The organism is Caballeronia sp. AZ1_KS37, assembly GCF_023631165.1.
Lineage (GTDB): Bacteria > Pseudomonadota > Gammaproteobacteria > Burkholderiales > Burkholderiaceae > Caballeronia > Caballeronia zhejiangensis.
This window is the reverse complement of sequence record NZ_JALQDP010000004.1, coordinates 260,140-279,785: the sequence shown is the minus strand read 5'-3', so window position 1 is coordinate 279,785 and position 19,646 is coordinate 260,140. Positions and strand designations below refer to the sequence as shown.

Below are 19,646 nucleotides of genomic sequence, written 5' to 3'. Positions count from 1 at the left end.
GGCGCGAGGAAGGACCGCGCGACCTTCGGGAAAACCCGGAAATCCGCGGCGCCCGACATTATGCAGTAAGCGCTCGCATCCATCGGCTCATTTTCGGGATGGTTGCCAAGACGCCACGCCGCGGTGTAACGTGTCGGCTGCTAACGCGGGGGTCCTGCGTTGCACATCGCGGTTTCGTGCGGTTTTATCGACGAAGCGCTTCGTGTGGCGTGGGTGAGAAATACCCTTTGAACCTGATCTGGATAATGCCAGCGCAGGGAAGCGTTCGGGTTCCATAGGCCGCAGTCCACGCCACTTCAACCGAACCCGTACCTTTCCATCTCGTTCCTCCCTGTTTAGCTCCTGAGTCACCACGAGCTACGACATCGCTCGTGCTGAAAAAAATCGTCCCTTAGGAGATCAAGCACATGAATGCCAACCCGAAGTTCCTCTCGGAAAACGCCGTCGTCGATGCCGCCGCCATCGCGCCGCTGCCGAACTCGCGCAAGGTCTATGTCGAAGGTTCGACGCCCGACATCCGCGTGCCGATGCGCGAGATCACGCAATCCGACACGCCCGACGGCTTCGGCGGCGAGAAGAATCCGCCCGTCTACGTGTACGACACGTCGGGCCCGTACACCGATCCCGACGCGCAGATCGACATTCGCAGCGGTCTGCCCGCGCTGCGCGGCGCGTGGATCGAAAAGCGCGGCGACACCGAGGAACTGAGCGGCCTGTCGAGCGAGTTCGGCCGCGAGCGCGCCGCCGATCCGAAAACGGCCGAACTGCGCTTTCCGGGTTTGCACCGTCATCCGCGCCGCGCGCTCGCCGGCAAGAACGTCTCGCAGATGCACTACGCGCGCCAGGGCATCATCACGCCGGAGATGGAGTACATCGCGATTCGCGAGAACCAGCGTCGCGCGGAGTATCTCGAAAGCCTGCGCACGAGCGGCCCCAACGGCGAAAAGCTCGCGAAGATGATGGGCCGCCAGCACGCCGGACAAGCCTTCGGCGCGGCGGCGTTCGGCAAGGACGCGGTGAAGGAAATCACGCCTGAATTCGTGCGCGAGGAAGTGGCGCGCGGCCGCGCGATCATCCCCGCGAACATCAATCACCCGGAAAGCGAGCCGATGATTATCGGCCGCAACTTCCTCGTGAAGATCAACGCGAACATCGGCAATTCGGCGGTCACGTCGTCGATCGGCGAGGAAGTCGACAAGATGACGTGGGCAATTCGCTGGGGCGGCGACACGGTCATGGATCTGTCGACCGGCAAGCACATCCACGAAACGCGCGAGTGGATCATCCGCAATTCGCCGGTGCCGATCGGCACGGTGCCGATCTATCAGGCGCTCGAAAAGGTGAACGGCAAGGCCGAAGACCTGACGTGGGAAATCTTCCGCGACACGCTCATCGAGCAGGCGGAGCAAGGCGTCGATTACTTCACGATTCACGCCGGCGTGCGCCTGCAATACGTGCCGCTGACCGCGAACCGCATGACGGGCATCGTGTCGCGCGGCGGCTCGATCATGGCGAAGTGGTGCCTCGCGCATCACAAGGAAAGCTTCATTTACGAGCACTTCGAAGACATCTGCGAAATCATGAAGCAATACGATGTCTCGTTCTCCCTCGGCGACGGCCTGCGCCCCGGCTCGATCTACGACGCCAATGACGAAGCCCAGCTCGGCGAACTGAAGACGCTCGGCGAACTGACGCAGATCGCGTGGAAGCACGACGTGCAGGTGATGATCGAAGGCCCCGGCCACGTTCCGATGCAGCTCATCAAGGAAAACATGGACCTGCAACTGGAATGGTGCGACGAAGCGCCCTTCTACACGCTCGGGCCGCTGACGACCGACATCGCGCCGGGTTACGACCACATCACGTCGGGCATCGGCGCTGCGATGATCGGCTGGTTCGGCACCGCGATGCTCTGCTACGTCACGCCCAAGGAACACCTGGGGCTGCCGAACAAGGACGACGTGAAGGAAGGCATCATCACGTACAAGCTCGCGGCGCACGCGGCCGATCTCGCGAAGGGTCATCCGGGCGCGCAGGTGCGGGACAATGCGCTGTCGAAGGCGCGCTTCGAATTCCGCTGGGAAGACCAGTTCAATCTCGGTCTCGATCCGGACAAGGCGCGCGAATTCCACGACGAAACGCTGCCGAAGGATTCCGCGAAGGTCGCGCATTTCTGCTCGATGTGCGGCCCGCACTTCTGCTCGATGAAGATCACGCAGGACGTGCGCGATTTCGCGGCGAAGCAAGGTGTCAGCGAAAGCGAGGCGCTCGCCAAGGGCATGGAGACGAAGGCGATCGAGTTCGTGAAAAAGGGCTCGGAAATCTATCAGCCGACCTGAAGCTTCTGACTCGCTGACAACGGCCTGTCGCACAGCGCGTGCGGCAGGCCGTTTTTTATGTGTGCGCCGGGCGCAAAGCCTTGTCGGGCCTGAATGAGCGGTTCATCCGACGATTCGGGCATCTTTTCTGCTATTTGAGTGCGTGAACCGGCGCAAATGCGGCCGAGCCGCAGCCGATTCATCTCATCTTCGAATTGGAGAGTCGACATGAAAATCATCAAACAGATCGGCGCCGCTGCAATGATCGTTGGGTTTCTGGGAGGACTGACCGCTTGCGGCGACATGACCACGCGTCAACGGGATACGGCTATCGGCGCCGGCGTCGGTGCGGCGGGCGGCGCGGTGATCGGCGGCAGCGCGCTTTCGACGCTCGGCGGCGCGGCGGTCGGCGGGATTATCGGCAATCAGGTCGGGAAGTAGCGCGAACATCGTCTACGACGCAACGGACGCGTTTCGCCGCCCTCAACGACCCGCTGTTTCATTTCTGTTACATAAAGGCGCGCCGCAATGCTTTTTCACATCACGCGGCGCGCCTCCCGGTTGTCGTTCGACTAAGCTGCTTCTTAAGGGGCCAATTTCATTCGATCCCACGTCCCGCAAGCCGTAACGCAAGGAGCAGTGCCATGATTTCCGCCCGCAGCATGTCCGGACCCGGGACGGCCGCCGCAGCGCTCGCCGCCGGGCTTCTTCTCGGCGGATGTTATTACCCTTACGGTTATCCGGCTTATCCAGCTTATCCGCCCGCGCCTGTCGTCGGCGCGACCTACACGCAGCGGGAATTCGCGTTGCCCGCGTCCGGCACGGCGGCCACGCCGACGTCATCCGCGACCTTGCCGCCACAGTACGAATACGCCGTCGGCTCGTCGTACTCCGACTACTACCGGACGTATCCCTATCCGTATTACCCGCCGTATGCGGCTTACCCGTACTACGGCTATCCGGCGTACTACGGCTACGGCTACGGTTATCCGGCGGTTTCGTTCAGCTTCGGCTACTGGGGCGGCAGCGGATGCTGCTGGGGACATGGCTATCGCGGCGGCTACCACGGTGGCGGATGGCACGGCGGCGGCGGGTGGCATGGGGGCGGCGGCTGGCACGGCGGCGGCGGCAGTTGGCATGGCGGCGGAGGCGGCGGCCGCGGACACTGATCGCCGCGCCGCGATACGCCAGGTGAGACAAAAAGCCGTTTGTCGCCTTGCCGCGTAACACTGCTGCAACATTTTCCTTTCGACACGGGCTCGCGCGCACGACGCGCTTCATCGTGCGCCGGCGCACTTTCCTTATCCGACAAGGCTTCGCCACTATTCGCCAGATGATTGGCACGGTTTTGGCTACATAGCTTCCCTGCATCGAGTCGCAACGGCGATAACCGTTGTTCCGCGCACTTTTCCGTATCGGGGGATCGGACATGATGGCCTTCGTGTTTTTCCTGCTGTGGATTTTCGCCTCGCTCGGCCTTCTGACCGTGTGGGTCTTCCGCCAGACGCCATCGGCCGGTCGCGACGAGAGCGCGCCGAGCGCCGTCGCCGAGGGCTGATCGCGCTCGTCCGTGCTTCTCCGTCCGCATCGATTACGCGCCCGCAAGCGGCGCGTCCCTTCACGTCCATTCACCTCTGCGCGCCACGCCGTGGCCGGAATGGACGGGCATTCACGCCTTGACGCATGCCCTTCGCGCCCTATTCTTAGTGTGCGCGTTATGCGGTTGCTTAAGCCGGCGACCGGACATCGAACTCCACGCGCATCGCGGCTTCGCGTTGGCGCCGCTTCGGTTCATGACAGAACGAAGGAGACCCGATGTTCCACCAGCTACTCACCCCGATCGCCAATTCCCTGTTCGCATCCTTCATCGTCGCCGCGCTGCCGATCATCCTCGTGCTCGTGCTGCTCGGCTGGGCGCGCCGTCCCGCGTGGCAGGCGTCGCTCGCGGGGCTGGTCCTTGCGCTCGTCATCGCCATCGCGGGCTGGCATTTTCCGGTCGGGCTCGCGCTCGATTCGGTCGCGGCCGGCGCCGTGTTCGCGCTGTGGCCCGTCATGTGGATCGTCTTCGCCGCGATCCTGCTCTACAACGTCGCGCAACGCTCGGGGCGCTTCGAAGCATTTCGCGTGTGGATGGTCGATAACCTGCCGAACGACCGGCGCATCGTGCTCGTCGTGATCGGCTTCTCGTTCGGCGCGCTGCTCGAAGGGATTTCGGGCTTCGGCACGCCGATCGCAATCACGAGTTCGCTCTTGATCCTGCTCGGCTTCCCGACGCTCGAAGCGCTGACCTTCACGTTGATCTTCAACACGGCGCCGGTCGCGTTCGGCGCGCTCGGCGTGCCGATCACCGTGCTCGGCGCAGTCACGCACCTGCCCACCGATGCGCTCGCCAAAATGGTCGGTCGCCAGTTGCCGTTCTTCGCGCTCTTTCTGCCCTTCTATGTGATCGGTATCTACGCGGGCTTTCGCAACATGATGCGTATCTGGCCCGTGCTGCTCGTCTCGGGCGGCGTGTTCGCATTGACGCAGTTCGTGACGTCGAACTACATCAGCTATGCGCTCACCGACGTGCTTTCGTCGCTCGTCTCGCTGATCGTGACGATCGCGTTCCTGCGCGTGTGGGAGCCGGTCGCGGACGAGCGCTTCGCGGTGAACGTCGAGCGCGCCGGCGCGACGCGTTCGGCGATCCCGGGCGGCCAGGGCTGGGTGCCGTGGATCGTGGTCTCGGTGGTCGTGATCGTGTGGACGGTGCTCAAGATCTTCATGATCGGCGACGTGAAAATCGCGTGGCCGGGCCTCGACAAGGCGGTCTACATCACGCTCTACAAGCAGCCTTACGGCGCGATCTGGGACTTCCAGCCACTCGCGACGGGCACGGCGATCCTGGTCGCGTCGATCATCACCGCGTTGATGGTGAAGCTGCCCGCGCGCGAATACGTCGCGGCGATCGGCGATACGTGGGTGCAGACGCGCATCGCCATTCTGACGGTCGCGACGATCGTCGGCCTCGCGTATCTGATGAACTACTCGGGCATGAACTACACGCTCGGTCTGGGCGTGGCGTCGGTCGGGCCGTTCTTCCCGCTCGTGTCCGCGTTCCTCGGGTGGGTCGCGGTGTTCCTCTCCGGCAGCGACACGTCGGGCAACGCGCTCTTCGGCAATCTGCAGGTCGTCGCGGCGAACCAGCTCAACCTCAATCCGGTGCTGATGGCGGCGACCAATTCGTCGGGCGGCGTGATGGGCAAGATGATCTCGCCGCAAAACATCTCGACCGGCGTCGCGACCACCGAGCTCAAGGGCAAGGAAGGCCTCGTGTTCGCGCGCACGTTCAAGCATTCGATCTTGCTGACGATCCTGCTCGGCGTGCTCGTGTGGCTGCAGCAAAACGTGCTGACGTGGATGATCCCGCCGCATTGAGCTTTCGCGCTTCCCCTGTTTCTCCCGCTTCTTGCGCTTTCGTCCGGCGGACCATTTCTGAGACGAACGCGGTGCTAACATGCGCGGACTTTCGATGAGCCTTGCGAAGTCCGCCCGCCATGTCACCCGCCAATCTGCTGCAACTGATCGTCCTCGCCGCCCTGTGGGGCGCGTCGTTTCTCTTCATCCGCGTGGGCGTCGCCGAGTTCGGCGTCGCGCCGCTGATGGCCGTGCGCGTGGGCATCGGCGCCGTGTTCCTGATCGCGATGCTGCTTTCGCGGCGGCCGCTCGCCCAAACCGCCGCGACGCTGAAGAAACGCTGGCTTCAGTTGCTCGCCGTCGGCATTCTCAACTCGGCCGCGCCGTTTTGTCTCTTCGCGTATGCCGAATTGACGCTTTCGGCCGGGGCCACGTCCGTCATCAACGCGACGACGCCGCTGTTCGGCGCGCTCGTCGCTTTCCTGTGGCTCAAGGATCGCCTGACGACCGCGCGCACGACCGGCATGGCGATCGGCTTCGCGGGCGTGCTCGTTCTGGTGTGGAACCAGATCGCGCCGGAGCACGCCGGGCAAGCCGCCGCGCTGCCGGTGCAAGGCATGCTCGCGGCGGCGGCGGCGCTGGCGGCGTCGGCGCTTTACGGCGTCGCGGGCAACTTCGCGAAAAAGTATCTGATGGACGTCGACGCGATGACCAACGCGGCCGGCAGCATGATCGGCGCAACGCTCACGCTCGCACCGATCGCGCTCTTTACCTGGCCCGCCACGCCGGTTTCCGCGCACGCATGGGGCGCGGTGCTCGCGCTCGGCATCGGCTGCACGGGGATCGCGTATTTCATCTACTTCCATCTGGTCGCGGTCGCGGGCCCGGCGCGCGCGATGACCGTCACGTTCGTGATTCCGCTGTTCGGCATTCTGTGGGGCGCGCTCTTTCTCGGCGAGCACGTCTCGCTCGTCATGATGGCGGGCTGCGCGATCGTGCTCGCGGGCACCGCGCTCGCGACGGGCGTCGTGAAACGCGTGCCGTTCGTCGGACGGCGAAAATTCGCGCGCTGACTATACTGCTTTCGGGAAAAGCGGCGGTGTGCGGGCGGCATCGTCCGCAAGGGTGAAATTGTTTGCATGCCGTTGCACGCCGTGCGGCGCCGCGTCATCCTTCGCGCTTTTGCCGGGAGCCGTCATGCACGATCTGTTCGCCAAGCTCAAACATGAAATGATGAAAATGGTCCCGCCGACCGTTTTCTTTTTCATCCTCCTGCATGCCGTCGCCATCGTGCGCGCGTTGATGGTAATGGGCACCGGCATTTCGCTGACCTCGTCGATGTCGGTGCTCGTCGCTTCGCTGATTCTCGGCAAGTCCGTGCTGATCGCCAACATGCTGCCGTTCATCAACCGCTATCCGGACCGTCCGCTGGTCTGGAACGCCGCCTGGAAAACGCTGATCTACACGGCCATCGCTGGCATCCTGCACTATCTCGAGCGGCTGCTGGACTTCTGGAAGGAGACCCACGGCCTTGCTGCCGCGAATCAGGCGCTCATCGCGCATATCAACTGGCCGCAGTTCTGGGCCGTCCAGATCCTTCTCGTGCTGATGATCGGCAACTACTGTGCGTTCGCCGAACTGGGCCGCGTGATCGGACGCGACGTGCTCAAGTCGTGGTTCTTCGGGCCGCGCGTCGACATGCCGCCGAAGTGGCAAAGCTGAGTCATTCGCCGCGCACCGGCCCGCGCCCCGCCTTGATCGCGCCGCGTTTCACCTTGCCTTCGACGCGCCGCAACTGCGATGCGCGCGTCGGCTTCGTCGCGATTCGCTTGCGGCGCGTGATTGACACGCTGCGGATGAGTTCGTCGAGACGCGCGAGCGCCGCCGCGCGATTCATGTCCTGCGTGCGATGCTCCTGCGCCTTGATGACGATCACGCCCTCGCGCGTGACGCGGCTGTCGGAAAGCGCGAGCAGACGCGCCTTGATGTGCTCCGGCAACGAAGACCCGCGGATGTCGAAGCGCAGATGGATCGCGCTCGACACCTTGTTGACGTTCTGACCGCCCGCGCCTTGCGCGCGCACGGCCGTCAGCTCGATTTCGTCGGGCGGGACGGCGAGGCTGTCGGTGATGGTCATCGGTCGAATTCCCTGGATAGGCGCCGCATTCTCGCGGCCAGCCCGGAGTCGCGGCGCGTCGGCTCCCGGACGGCTTGCGCGAAGATCGCCGCCGAGCCGATCACTTCGACTCTGCGCTTCGCCCGCGTGATCGCCGTGTACACCAGCTCGCGCGACAACACGCGCACGAACGCGCCGGGCAACACGAGCGCCGCGTGCTCGAACTCCGAGCCTTGCGACTTGTGCACGGTGAGCGCGAACGCGGTGTCGTGCGGCGGCAGCGCAGCGGGCGACACGTAGCGCAGCGCGCCATCGGCCAGGCGGAACGCGACGCGCAACAGGCCGTCGGCGCCCGGCAGCGCGATGCCGATATCGCCGTTGAAAAGCCCGAGCGCATAGTCGTTGCGCGTGACGATCACCGGCCGTCCGGCGAACCACTGTGCACCGAGTGCAAGCGCAATGCCCGCTTGCTCGCGCACTTTCGCCGCGATGCGCGCGTTCACTTCGTCGACGCCGCGCGGCCCCTTGCGCGTCGCGCACAGCACGCGGAAGCGATTCAGCGCATCGAAGAGTCGGGCGTGATCCGCTTGCTCGCCGTCGAGCACGGCCGATAGCGCGTCCGCGTACGGCGCGAAGCCTTTCGCGAGACGCGCGAGGGTGCGCTCGGACAGCGTCGCGTCGCCATCGTCGAAGAGCACGGCCGCGCGCTCGCCCGATGGATCGAGCGCATCGAGCGCGGCCCGTTCGTCGCCATTGCGGATTGCGATCGACAGACGCCCGATGTCCGAATCGAGCCCGAAGCGATAGTTCTTCTGCAGCCACACGACGCAATCGGTGAGCGCGAGCTCGGCCTTCGCGTCGAAGAGATCGCCGTAGCCCTCGGAATCGTCGATGGGCGCGGCGGTCGGCAATGCGGCTTCGAGGCGCTTCGCATCGACCGAAAGCGCCGCCGCGATGCGCGCCACGCCCGCATGGCTGAACGACGGCTCCGCGCTCAGTTCCGCGAACACCGCGCCCGCTTCCACCGCCGACAGTTGATCCTTGTCGCCGAGCATCACGAGACGGCTCGCCGGCGCGACGGCTTCGAGCAGATGGGCGGCGAGCGCGACGTCGATCATCGAGGCTTCGTCGACGACGATCACGTCATACGGCAACGGATTGTCGCGATGATGCCGGAAGCGCCCGTCCGACTGCACGCCGAGCAATCGCTGCAACGTGAACGACGTGCGCGGCAGGCGTTCGGCGAGTTCGGGCGGCAGCTTGTCCGCGCGTTCGATGAGCGCCTCCTGCATGCGCTGCGCCGCCTTGCCGGTCGGCGCGGCGAGCGCGATCCGCAAGTCCGGATCGGCGTCGAGCAGACACGCGAGCACGCCGACGACGGTCGTCGTCTTGCCGGTGCCCGGCCCGCCGCTCACGATCGTCAGCCGTCCCGCCAGCGCGACGAACGCCGCGACCCGCTGCCAGTCGATGTCGTCATCCGCGCGCGGGCCGAAATAGCGCGCGATGCGTTCGGCCTGTCGCGCGATGTCCTCTCGCGAAGCGGTCATGCGCGTATCGCGCGAACGTTCGACGAGCGAGCACGCGAGCCTGCGCTCGTAGTCGAAGTAGCGCGCGAGATAAAGCCGCCCGTCCTCGTCGATGACGAGCGGCAGCAGGTCGGCCGCGTCCGCGCGCGCGCCGCCGCGCACGAGGCACGCGACACCGCTTGCAAGCAGCGCGTCGCGCGCCTCGTCGAAACGCGCGTCGTGACGGCGCGCGAGCGCGGCGAGCGGCAGGCACACGTGGCCTTGCGCGGTCGCGCGGCTCATCGCGAGCGCGGCGCGTTCGGCCCACAGCACGATGCGTTCGTCTGCGTTCAGGCGCGCCGCGAGCGCGCTCATGCGCCGCGCGAAACCTTCGGCGAGCGCCGCGCTTTCATCGGCGGGCGCGGGCACGGGGCGCGTCGCCCGCATTGCATCGAGCGTGCTCATGCCGCGCCTCCCGACATCAAACGATCGAGCGCCTCGACCAGTTCCAGCGACGGCCGTCCGCGATGCACGCCGCACGCTTCTTCACCGTCGCGCCAGTCCGGGCGCACGCCGCGCACGAACAGATACAGATAGCCGCCGACATGCGTGTCGTACGCATAGCCCGCGAGCCGCGCGCGCAAATATCGATGCAGCGCGACCACGTAAATGAGCGCCTGAAGGTGATACGCGTGCTCCGCCATTGCCGTGGCGAGCGGCGCGGCGGCGTAGTTGGAAGCGGCATCGCCCAGATGATTCGACTTCCAGTCGATGATCCAGAAACGGCCTTCGTGCTCGACGATCATGTCGATGAAACCCTTGATGAATCCGCGCAACGCGCCCGCCTCCAGCGCGACGTCGGGAAAACCGTGCGCCGCGAGCAGACGCCGCAACGCGCTGAAATCGAGCGAATCCGCCGGGAACAGGAACTCCAGTTCGTTCATGCGGCGCGTCGTCGCGATGGTCGCGAGCCGCATGCCGGGCGCGATTTCGCTCCTCACGGTGTCGCCGATGAGACGCAGCATCATCGGACGCAGACGCGGCGCGAGCGCTTCCGGCGCGGGCGTCGGATGCTCGTGCAGCGCGCGCTCGACGGCGGCCGGCCAGCTCGACTCATCGGTGAAATCCGCCAGCTCGAACATGCGATGCAGGCATTCGCCCGCCGCCGCGCCGCGCGGAAACGCGAGAATGTCGTCGGGATCGAGCGGCGATTCGTCACTTGAAGCGGCGTCCGTGCGCGCGGTGTCATCGAGCGCGGCGAGTTCGTCGTGATCCGGACGCGCTTCCACCGGCTGCGCCTGATTCGCCTCGTCGCGCGCGCCCGCCGCGATCAGCGAACTGAAGCTCGCCATGCGCCAGCGATCGCGCAGGATGCGCCGGTTCGTGCGCGCGGCGATCTCGTGTTCGTGGGACGCGTCGGCTTCGAGCGGCTCGCGCGTGTCGATCACCGGCAGCGGCGCGACGCCGATCGCGCCCTGCGACCGCGCCGCAACCGCATGCCACGCCGCGACGATTTCCGCTTCCTCGGGCGGCGCATCGCAGAACGCATCGAAGTCTTTTCCGCCACCCGCGACGAGCCAGTTGAGGACGCTTCGGCGCGACTCCTTCGTCGACCGGCTCGACAGATAAGAACCCGCGACGACATAGCAGCGGAACACCGCGCGCGTCAGCGCGACATACACGAGACGCGCGCTCTCGGCCGCCTGCTCGCGCGCAATGGCCGCACTCGCGAGATCGTCTTCGTCGCCTTCCATGCCGTAATGCAGCACCGCCACGCCCGCGTCGTCGTGATACTCGCGCGCATCGGGCAAACCGGATTTCGACGCCTCGCGCGACGCGCCGTCGTTCAGGAACGGACAGAACACGACCGCATACTCAAGCCCTTTCGACTTGTGCACGGTCACGATCTGCACGAGATTGCGGTCCGATTCGAGACGCAGTTGCGCTTCCTCGCCGCCGCCCTGCTGCTCGCGTTGCGCCGCGAGCCAGCGCAGCGTCGGCGCGATGCCGGGCTGTTCGGCCGAGCGCGCCTGCAGCAGCTCCGCCAGATGATTCACGTTCGTGAGCCGGCGCTCGCCGTCGGGCCGTGCGACGAGACGCGTCGCGATCGACAGCTCGCGCGCGAGCGTGCGCCACATCACCGCGAAGCCGCGCTCGTGCCAGATCGTGCGATAGCGCGAGAAGCGCTCGACCCAGCTCGTCGAATCGATCGACTCGCCGTGCGGATCGGCGGCGTCCGCGTGTTCGAGCCGCCAGAGCGCGGCGGCGTCGAGCCCGAACCAGTCGGTGGCGAGCGCGGCGCGCAGGCGGCGCAGATCGCCCGGCGTGTCGATGGCGGCGAGCACGCGCTCGATCTGCTCGGCATCGAGCGAGCCGAACACGGACGCCTGCGCGAGCTCCACGCTGCCGATGCCCCATGCCGCGAGCACGCGCTTCACGAGACTGCCCTGCCGATGCGTCCGCACGAGCACGGCGATATCGCCCGCCGACAGCGGCGCTTTCCCGATGGTCACTTCGCCGCGCTGCGCACCGCGCAACAGCCGCGCGATCTCGGCGGCGCAGGCCTCTGCGGCATCGCGCTGCGCATTCGCTTTCACAAGCACCGATTCGCCGTGCGGCAGCATCCACACGCAGAAATCCGCGATGTCCGAATACGCGGCGGCAGGCGTGTTGTCGACGAACGGTCCGCGCTGGCGCGTGCCCGCGCGCACCGGCTGATAGTCGAGCCCATCTAGGATGAACGCCGACGGATTCGCCTCGAACAAACGGTTGCACGCCTCGATGATCGGCGGCGTGGAGCGCTGGTTGACCGCGAGCGTGTAGCGCGCGCTCGCGCCGTCGCGCGCGGCGAGATACGTGTGCAGGTCGGCGGCGCGGAAGCTGTAGATCGCCTGCTTCGGGTCGCCGACGAGAAAGAGCGGCCCGTGCGGCGCGAATACGCGATCGAAGATCGCGAACTGCAGCGGGTCCGTGTCCTGGAATTCGTCGATGAGCGCGGCTGGATAACGCGCGCGCAACGCCTCGGCGAGCCACGCGTGCTTCACGAGCGCGTGATGCAGGTTCGACAGCAGATCGTCGAACGACACGACGCGGCGCGCGCGCTTGCGCGCGGCGAGTTCCGACGGCGCGTGATCGAGCCATTCACGCACGATGTCGAGCCACATCGCGCGCTGCGATGCCTCGGCGGCGGCGGCGGACGCGGCGAGCGCATCGGCCTGATCGAAGAAGGCGTGCGCGGGCGGCGTGTTCTTGACCTTGGTGCCCTTGGCGAGCGCGGTCGCCGTGAGCTTGAGCGCCCGCTCGGGCGGCGGCGCGTGGCAATCGCCTTCCGCGAAGTAGGCGCTCCATGCCTCGATGGCCTCGCCGACGATCTTCGTGCTGTAGCTGTTCGCTTTCAGCGCATCCTTCGCGTCGGAGAGCAGCTTCACGATGCCGTCGCGCTCGGCGTGCCACAACGCGCAGGCTTGGTCGAAGAGCGCCTGCATGTCGGCGGTTTGCGCGGCGCCGAAGTCACCGAAACGCAGCGCCGCGAGCGGCTTCTTCAGACGCCGCGCGAGTTGCGCATCGAGCGATGCCGGACCCGCGCCCTTCGCGACGAGCCACGACGCGAACGACGGCACGCGCGCCGCCACCGGCTCGACGCGCTCGCGCCAGAAGTCGGCGGCGAGCTCGAAGCGCAACGCGCTGTCGTCGGCTTCCATTTCGAACGCGAACGGCATCGCCGCGGCGAACGGCGCTTCCTGCAGCGCGCGCTGGCAGAACGCGTGAATCGTGTGGATCGCCGCCTGATCGAAGGTCGACACCGCGATGCGCAGGCGCTTCGCGGCTTCGTCTGCGTCGATGCCGGCGAGCGTCGTGTCGAACAGTTGCTCGATGAACGGATCGCCCGCCGCATCGCCGTTTTCGATCGCATGCGCAACGCCCGCGAGCCGCGAGCGGATGCGCTCGTGCAGCTCGGCGGTCGCCGCCTTCGTGAACGTGACGACGAGAATCTGCTCGACGGACAGGCGCTTTTCGAGCAGCAGCCGCACGTAGAGCGCGCAGATGTTCCAGGTCTTGCCGGTGCCGGCGGAAGCCTCGATCTGATTGACGCCGTCGAGCGCGCAAGAGAAGACGTCGAGTTCCTGCACGCCGATGTTGTCCAGAGATGAAGTCAGGTTGGTCATGCGCCGCTCCGCAGATGTTGCACGAGCGGTTCGAACACGATGCGCGCGAGCGCGGCGAAGGCGTCGTCGAGTGCGAGGTCCGCGCCGCGAAAGGCGATGCGAAACACCGGATCGTCGGATTCGGCGTGCGTGCGCTCGGATTCCCACGCGGCCTGCGCTTTCGAATCGCCCTCCTTCACCTTGAGCCACGCGCTCTTCGGAAAGAAGCGCAGCGGCATGCGGCGTCCCGCGCGATAGAGCGACGCGAGCGCGGCGAGATGCGCGAGCGGATCGGCGACGGGCATCAGTTCGAAATCCGCCGATTGTGCGCCGCGCCCGTGCCAGATCGTGCGGCGCGGTCCGTCGGGCAGCGCCGCGCAGTACGCGAGATGCGCGAGCCACGCGGACAGATAATCGCGCGCGCGCGGCGCGTCGTAGCGATAGATCACCTGGCCTTGCGGCGTCAGCGCGTTCAACGTGCCGACGAGCGCCATCGGACGGACGTCGACGAGCGAATCGTCGTGCGCGCCGAATAGCGCGATGCCCGCGGTGTCGGGCCAGCGTGGCCTCACGTCCAGCGAGAACGGCAGACGTTCGACGCCCGCCGACGTCGATGCCCGCACGCGCTCCGCCAGTTGCCCGAGCGCGTGCAGTTCGCGCGCCTGCCACACGCCGCCCGTCGCGCCACCCGGCATTTCGGGACTCGCGCGCGCGACGCGTCTTGCGAGTTCCCGCGCGGCGCGCTCGCCATCGTCGGCGGCGTCGAGCAGCGCCGGCAGCACGCGCGCGGCGAGCGCATCGCGGCCCGCGAAGCCGAGCTCGAACGGCTCGGTGTCGTCGAGTTCGGACTCGGCATCGACGAGCGCAATGCCCAGGCGGTCGCGCAACAGCGAGCGCGCCGGATGCCGCCAGAAGCGCACGAAGTCGTCGAACGCGACGGTCTGCGCGTCGTCTTCCGGCGGCAACGGCGCGCTGAAGAATCGCGCGACGGGCTGCGACTTGCCCGACTCCAAAGCGCGAGCGAGTTCGGCGCGCTCGGGTTCGTAAGTGAAGAGCCTGCCATCGTCGCGAAAATACTCGGGCGCATACGGCTGCAGCGGATGCTCGAACACGAAGCGCGCGCGCGCGTTCGCGAGTTCGTCCGGCGCCGCGTGCTTGCCCGCGACGGACTGCGCGAGATAGTCGAGCAGTTCGTCGATGAGCGCGGCGGGCGGCAGCACGGCGTTGTCGCGGATGCTGCGGCCCGTGTACGCGATCATCAGCCGGTCGCGCGCCGCGAGCGTGAGATCGAGAAACAGATTGCGCTCGTCGTCGCGGCGCTGACGGTCGCCGAGCTTGCCGAAGCGGGCCATCAGATCGAACTCGTCGGCGCGCGCGAGGCTCGGCAGCATGCCGTCGTCCATGCCGAGCAGACACACGACGCGATACGGCAGCCCGCGCAAGCTCGTCAGCGACGAGAACGTGACGCCGCCCCAAGGCACGCCGCCGCGCGCTGGATCGTCGAGCGTGTCGGTGAGCGCGGTGCGGATCACGGCGGCCGGTACTTCGGTCACGCCCGCGCCCTCGTCCATTGCGGCGATCAGCGAATCGATCGCGCGGCGCACGTCGCCGACGGCGTCGGCGAACGCGACGCCCGCATCGAAAAAACGCTCCAGCGCGTCGAGCAGCAGATCGCCCCAGGCGCGCGCGGTGCGCGCTCTCGCGATGCGTTCGGCGAACGCGTCGATGTCGTCGACGAAGCGCGTGAGACGGCCGAGCAATTCGGCCTCCGACCCGTTCGCCCCTTCGATCGGCAGCCAATCCGCGACCGGCGCGCCGCCGCCCGGCAGCGCATAGCCGAGATAGAGCCGCGTGAGCGCATCGGCGAATGTGTGACGCGCGGCGGGCACGTCGTCCGCCGTCACGTCGTCGGGACGCAGGCCGCGCCGCGCGCCCGCCGCCGCGAGCCACGCCTGCGCCGTTTCGAGCGCGGCGGCGTCGATGCCGTAGCGCGCCGCGATCGCATCCACGCGCAGCCATTCGACGAGCTCGGGCGCGCCGACGCTGCGTTCGGTGAGCGCGAGCCAGTCGATGAGCGCGCGCGCGACGGGATTCGCCTGCGACGGCGGCAGGCCGGTAATCCGATACGGAATGCGCCGGCGCTCGTTGCTCGCGCCCGCGGGCGCGGTGCCGAAGATGCCGTCGATGAGCGGCCCAGCGACTGCGAGATCCGGAAACGCGACGAGCACGTCCGAAGGCTCCAGCCCTTCGATATCGTCGAACCAGTCGAGCAAGCGGTCGTGCAGCACTTCGAGCTGGCGCGACAGGCTGTGACAAACATGCACTTCGATGCCGTTCTCGACGATGTCCTCGAGCTGCGGCTCGGCGCTGTCTTCATCGAGCGCGAGGATGCCGTTTTGCAGACGCGCGAGCCACGTAGGCGCGCGATTGTTCTCGAACAGTTGCCGCTCGCTCGACGCCGCGCTCTCGGTCAATTCGTGCAGCATGTGCAGTTGCGCCTGCGTCTGCCGGCCCCACTCCGCGAGCAGCGGATGACCGACTTCCTGATAGTCCGCCTCGCCCTTCAATTCGAGTTGCTCGACGCGCGCCTCGCTCACGATGTCGAACCAGAACTCGCGGCAAGGATTCTGCGCGTAGACGCGCACGTCGATCCAGCGCGACAGCTCGCGCAAGAGCGCGATGTGCAGCGGCGGCATCGTCGGCAAGGCGAACACGCTGATGCGGCTCGGCCATTGCGCGCGCATCACCGTATCGAGATCGAAGCCGGGGGAACCGGCGAGGAAGCGGTATGCGGGCGGCGTCGGGTCTTTCTCGTCGCCGTTCGCATCGCGGGACAGGTCTTCGAGCAGTGCGCGCCAGAGCGCTCGTTGCCAGCGCTCGTCCTCGCGCTGGATGTCGTTCGCGCCAGAAAGACGCGGGCCGCGCGCGTCGATTTCGGCATTGCTTCCCGTGAGAATCGAGCCGCCCGCCTGCCAATGCGTGAGCCACTCGGGCCGATACGTCAGATAGTGATCGAAGACTGTCGCGATGCGCCGCGCGAGTTCGTAGCGCATGGAATCGTCGGCGGCGTTCAGATACGTCGATAGCCGCGCCGAATCGCCGAACGATGGATCTTCGAAGAGCCGATAGCAACGCCACGCGAGCCGGTCCGGCGAAAACGGCGAATGCGCGGGCACCGGCAGCACGCGCCCGATCTGCGCCCACAGCCATTGCGCGAGATAACAGAAGTCGACGTTCGCGCAGATGCCGAAGCGCTCCGCCATATCGAGTTCGAGCCGGCGCCGCAACGCCGCGCTCGGCACGATGACGGACTCGCGCGCGAAGGGATCGCCCTCGCGCATCGCAAACGCGTCGAGGTCTTCGAAGAGCGCTGCGGCGAGCGTCTCGTGACGATTCGAATAGAAGAGTTCGAGCATGGAAAGCGGCTTGCTATGCGGTCTGTGAAAGCTTCACCGGCGCGCGATTTGAAAAGCTTTGTCAGCTAATGCGCCAGCATAACAAAGCGGACGTGCCGCCGAGAACCTGGCCGAATGGCCGAGGGTCGAAGCCCGGGTGAGTTGGGTTAGACTCGATTCTCGCTTCGTCCCCATGACGTCAACGAGCGTAAAACAGGAAGTCGATGCGCTATTCGTTCGAAATCAGGAAGTTCATTTACAGCCAGTATTTCTTTGGCGGGTTGCGCATCGCGCTCGGCGTATCGCTGCCCGCCGTCCTGATGCTCACCGTCTTTCACAATCGCGAGCTTGGTTTCACGATCGCGACCGGCGCGCTCGGTGCGTGCGTCGTCGACATGCCCGGCCCGCTCAGGCACAAGCACAACGAGATGCTCGCGTGCACGGTGATCGGCTTTCTTGCGGCGCTCGCAACGGGCATCGCGACCGCGAATCCGATCACGCTCTGGCTGACCATCGTGCCGCTGACCTTCGTGCTGTCGCTGATCGTCGTGTACGGCAATCGCTGGCCGCAGATCAGCTTCGCGACGCTCTTCATGATGGTCGTCACGCTGGAAGAGCATTTCACGCCGATGCAGGCGCTCATCAACGCATCGTGGATTTTGCTGGGCGGCCTCTGGTACACGTATTGGGCGACGCTGGTCTCACGGCTGCTCGTCTATCGCATCGAGCAGCAGGCGCTGGCCGAAAGCATCTTCAGTTGCGCGGAGTATCTGCTCGCGCGCGCCGAGTTCTACGACAGCGACGCCGATCTCGACGAGTGTTATCGCGTGCTCATCGAAAAGCAGATTGCGGCCGTCGAGCGGCAGGAAGCGGCGCGCGACATCGTGCTGCGCAACTTGCCGAAGGTGAAGAGCGGCAAGCTCAACGCGCGGCGCGCGCGGCTCTTCAATCTGTTCATCAACGTGGTCGATCTGCACGAGTTCTTCGTCGGCGCGCATACGGACTATCCGCTCGTGAGAAAGACGTTCGCCGGCTCCGACGTGCTGATCTTCTATCGCGACCTGATGCGCAAGGCGAGCGCGGATCTCGAGGAAATCGGGCTCGCGGTGCTGCAGAACAAGGCGGCCGGCCGGCAGATCAGCATGAAGGCCGAACTGCGCGCGATCGAATACGAACTGGAACTGATGCGCAAGCACGGGCTGCCGGAGAAGAATCCCGAAGCGTACGCGGCGGCGGCCGCCGTGTTCAGGCGTCTGTGGAGCGCGACGCGTCTCATCGACAAGATGCGCCGCCGCACGCGCGACGAACCCAGCGTCACCGAAACAGAAGTGCAGATCGACCACGCGCTGTCGCGCTTCATATCGAGCCGGCGCGTGCCGTTCATGCAGATATTCTCGAACCTCACGATGTCGTCGCCGAGTTTCCGGCATGCGCTGCGCGTGACGATCGCCGTGGGTATCGGCTTCTGGCTCGGGCGTCTCTTGCCGCTCACGAACGCGTACTGGATCGTGATGACGACCGTCATCATTCTGAAGCCCGGCTACTCGCTCACCAAGCAGCGCAACACGCAGCGGATCATCGGCACGGCGATCGGCTGCGCGGTGACCATCGCGCTGATCCTGTTCTTCAAGGAGCCGCATATCCTGCTCGTCGTGATGTTCGCGTCGATGGTGATGAGCTACAGCCTCCTGCTTTTCAACTATGCGGCGAGCGTCGTGTTCACGTCGTCGTATGTGCTGCTGATGTTCCATCTGCTCGCGCCGGGCAACATGCGGATCATCGGCGAGCGCGCGATCGACACCGTCGTCGGCTGCGCGATCGCGATCGCGGCGAGTCATCTGTTTCCGTACTGGGAATATCGGCTGATGGGCAAGCCCGTGAAGGATCTGCTCGCCGCGACGCGCAATTATCTCGAAGCGAGCTGGTGGTGGCGCGGGACGCAGACCGACAAGGCGCGCGCGGCTGCGGTTCACGCGCCGGCGGCCGAAACGCCGGTCGATCGCGCCGTGTTCGCCGATGCGAATGCGGGTGCGGTGGCGGCGACGTCGTCGGCCGTGGCGACGCCCGCGCAAACGGTGACGATCACGGCGGAAGCGGTCAGCGAACCGGTCGAGCCGATGGCCGCCACGCCGCCGCCCGCCGCCGATTCCGCGATGAAAGCCGCGAGCGCGACGGCGCAGCGTTTATCGTCGGTGAGCATCGGCGAGAGCACGGCGGCCACGGCGAGCAAGGGCGCATCCGCCGCGGCGACGGTGACCGCCACGGCGCTCGACCGCGACTTCCGCTACCGGCTCGCGCGCAAGAACGTGCATATCGCGTTCGCCAATCTCGCGCAGGCGTTCCAGCGCATGATGCTGGAGCCCAAGGCGCAGCAAAGGTATGCCGCCGAATTGAACGATCTGCTCGTGCAGAGCCATGTGCTCGCCTCGCAGATCACCGCCGCCGCGCCGCTGCTGCAATCGCTCAACGAGGTGGGCGGTCAGCCGTTCGAGCCGGTGCAGCGCACCTTCGGGATCGTACGCGACAATCTCGCCGAGGCCGAGGGCGAACTGCCCGCCGCCGCCAAGCCCGATGCGCCGCCCGCTCACGCGGACGCGCTCAAGCAACTGCGGCGCGATCTGGACAAGATGGTCGTCGATGCAGAGCGCGCGCAGTCGCTGCCCGCCGATGCGCTTCACGATCTCAAGCTGCTCGCGCATCAATGCAAGCAGATGCTGACGGCGTCATCGCTGATCGAGAAGGACGCCGCGCAGATTCGCCTGCCGGTTTGA

At 66.3% G+C, this 19,646-nt stretch carries 12 protein-coding genes and 1 riboswitch; of the genes, 8 read left to right on the top strand and 4 right to left on the bottom strand.

Annotated elements, in window-relative coordinates; all coding sequences use genetic code 11:
• Positions 1–137 precede the first annotated feature (137 nt).
• Positions 138–278, top strand: a riboswitch (TPP riboswitch).
• A 129-nt stretch (positions 279–407) separates the two neighbouring features.
• The 7 genes from thiC (at position 408) to NCS00_RS05050 (ending at position 7,436) form a co-directional block, all read left to right on the top strand.
• Positions 408–2,339 carry a phosphomethylpyrimidine synthase ThiC gene (gene thiC, locus NCS00_RS05075; protein WP_250439470.1) on the top strand — a complete coding sequence of 644 codons (1,932 nt, stop codon included), beginning with the start codon at positions 408–410 and terminating at the stop codon, positions 2,337–2,339.
• Positions 2,340–2,579: 240 nt separating this feature from the next.
• A complete protein-coding gene (locus NCS00_RS05070) occupies positions 2,580–2,759 on the top strand; it encodes a YMGG-like glycine zipper-containing protein (protein ID WP_372492622.1) in 180 nt (59 codons plus the stop codon).
• A gap of 203 nt (positions 2,760–2,962) precedes the next feature.
• Positions 2,963–3,487 carry a hypothetical protein gene (locus NCS00_RS05065; RefSeq protein WP_250439467.1) on the top strand — a complete coding sequence of 175 codons (525 nt, stop codon included), beginning with the start codon at positions 2,963–2,965 and terminating at the stop codon, positions 3,485–3,487.
• Positions 3,488–3,747: 260 nt separating this feature from the next.
• Positions 3,748–3,876, top strand: coding sequence for a hypothetical protein (locus NCS00_RS33320; protein WP_268811669.1), 129 nt, complete (start codon positions 3,748–3,750; stop codon positions 3,874–3,876).
• 257 nt (positions 3,877–4,133) lie between these two features.
• Positions 4,134–5,735, top strand: a complete 1,602-nt coding sequence (locus tag NCS00_RS05060) for an L-lactate permease (RefSeq protein ID WP_250439465.1) — start codon at positions 4,134–4,136, stop codon at positions 5,733–5,735.
• Positions 5,736–5,854: 119 nt separating this feature from the next.
• Entirely contained in the window at positions 5,855–6,787 is a 933-nt protein-coding gene (locus NCS00_RS05055) for a DMT family transporter (RefSeq protein WP_250439463.1), read from the top strand.
• Between the two features lie 124 nt (positions 6,788–6,911).
• On the top strand, positions 6,912–7,436 hold the full coding sequence (locus NCS00_RS05050) for a hypothetical protein (RefSeq protein ID WP_008350584.1): 525 nt from the start codon (positions 6,912–6,914) through the stop codon (positions 7,434–7,436).
• Position 7,437: 1 nt separating this feature from the next.
• Here the strand turns inward: NCS00_RS05050 and arfB are convergent, their stop codons facing one another.
• Genes arfB through recC form a run of 4 tightly spaced genes read right to left on the bottom strand, consistent with a single transcriptional unit; the run spans position 7,438 to position 16,896 of the window.
• Positions 7,438–7,851: an alternative ribosome rescue aminoacyl-tRNA hydrolase ArfB gene (gene arfB, locus NCS00_RS05045; protein WP_250439461.1), complete on the bottom strand. Its 414-nt coding sequence runs from the start codon at positions 7,849–7,851 to the stop codon at positions 7,438–7,440.
• On the bottom strand, positions 7,848–9,800 hold the full coding sequence (gene recD, locus NCS00_RS05040; RefSeq protein WP_250439459.1) for an exodeoxyribonuclease V subunit alpha: 1,953 nt from the start codon (positions 9,798–9,800) through the stop codon (positions 7,848–7,850). The genes arfB and recD overlap by 4 nt, the downstream gene beginning before the upstream one ends.
• The gene (recB, locus tag NCS00_RS05035) at positions 9,797–13,501 is read right to left on the bottom strand and encodes an exodeoxyribonuclease V subunit beta (RefSeq protein WP_250439457.1); all 3,705 of its coding nucleotides are present in this window, start codon (positions 13,499–13,501) and stop codon (positions 9,797–9,799) included. Before recB ends, recD begins: the two co-directional genes overlap by 4 nt.
• A complete protein-coding gene (gene recC, locus NCS00_RS05030; protein ID WP_250439455.1) occupies positions 13,498–16,896 on the bottom strand; it encodes an exodeoxyribonuclease V subunit gamma in 3,399 nt (1,132 codons plus the stop codon). Before recC ends, recB begins: the two co-directional genes overlap by 4 nt.
• 203 nt (positions 16,897–17,099) lie before the next feature.
• Here recC and NCS00_RS05025 point away from each other — a divergent pair, with 203 nt between their 5' ends.
• Positions 17,100–19,646: an FUSC family protein gene (locus tag NCS00_RS05025; protein WP_250439453.1), complete on the top strand. Its 2,547-nt coding sequence runs from the start codon at positions 17,100–17,102 to the stop codon at positions 19,644–19,646.

What these genes read in the sequence shown, in the direction of transcription:
- thiC (WP_250439470.1), top strand. Translation starts at nt 408, where the DNA reads ATGAATGCCAACCCGAAGTTCCTCTCGGAAAACGCCGTCGTCGATGCC.
- NCS00_RS05070 (WP_372492622.1), top strand. Translation starts at nt 2,580, where the DNA reads ATGATCGTTGGGTTTCTGGGAGGACTGACCGCTTGCGGCGACATGACC.
- NCS00_RS05065 (WP_250439467.1), top strand. Translation starts at nt 2,963, where the DNA reads ATGATTTCCGCCCGCAGCATGTCCGGACCCGGGACGGCCGCCGCAGCG.
- NCS00_RS33320 (WP_268811669.1), top strand. Translation starts at nt 3,748, where the DNA reads ATGATGGCCTTCGTGTTTTTCCTGCTGTGGATTTTCGCCTCGCTCGGC.
- NCS00_RS05060 (WP_250439465.1), top strand. Translation starts at nt 4,134, where the DNA reads ATGTTCCACCAGCTACTCACCCCGATCGCCAATTCCCTGTTCGCATCC.
- NCS00_RS05055 (WP_250439463.1), top strand. Translation starts at nt 5,855, where the DNA reads ATGTCACCCGCCAATCTGCTGCAACTGATCGTCCTCGCCGCCCTGTGG.
- NCS00_RS05050 (WP_008350584.1), top strand. Translation starts at nt 6,912, where the DNA reads ATGCACGATCTGTTCGCCAAGCTCAAACATGAAATGATGAAAATGGTC.
- arfB (WP_250439461.1), bottom strand. Translation starts at nt 7,851, where the DNA reads ATGACCATCACCGACAGCCTCGCCGTCCCGCCCGACGAAATCGAGCTG.
- recD (WP_250439459.1), bottom strand. Translation starts at nt 9,800, where the DNA reads ATGAGCACGCTCGATGCAATGCGGGCGACGCGCCCCGTGCCCGCGCCC.
- recB (WP_250439457.1), bottom strand. Translation starts at nt 13,501, where the DNA reads ATGACCAACCTGACTTCATCTCTGGACAACATCGGCGTGCAGGAACTC.
- recC (WP_250439455.1), bottom strand. Translation starts at nt 16,896, where the DNA reads ATGCTCGAACTCTTCTATTCGAATCGTCACGAGACGCTCGCCGCAGCG.
- NCS00_RS05025 (WP_250439453.1), top strand. Translation starts at nt 17,100, where the DNA reads ATGCGCTATTCGTTCGAAATCAGGAAGTTCATTTACAGCCAGTATTTC.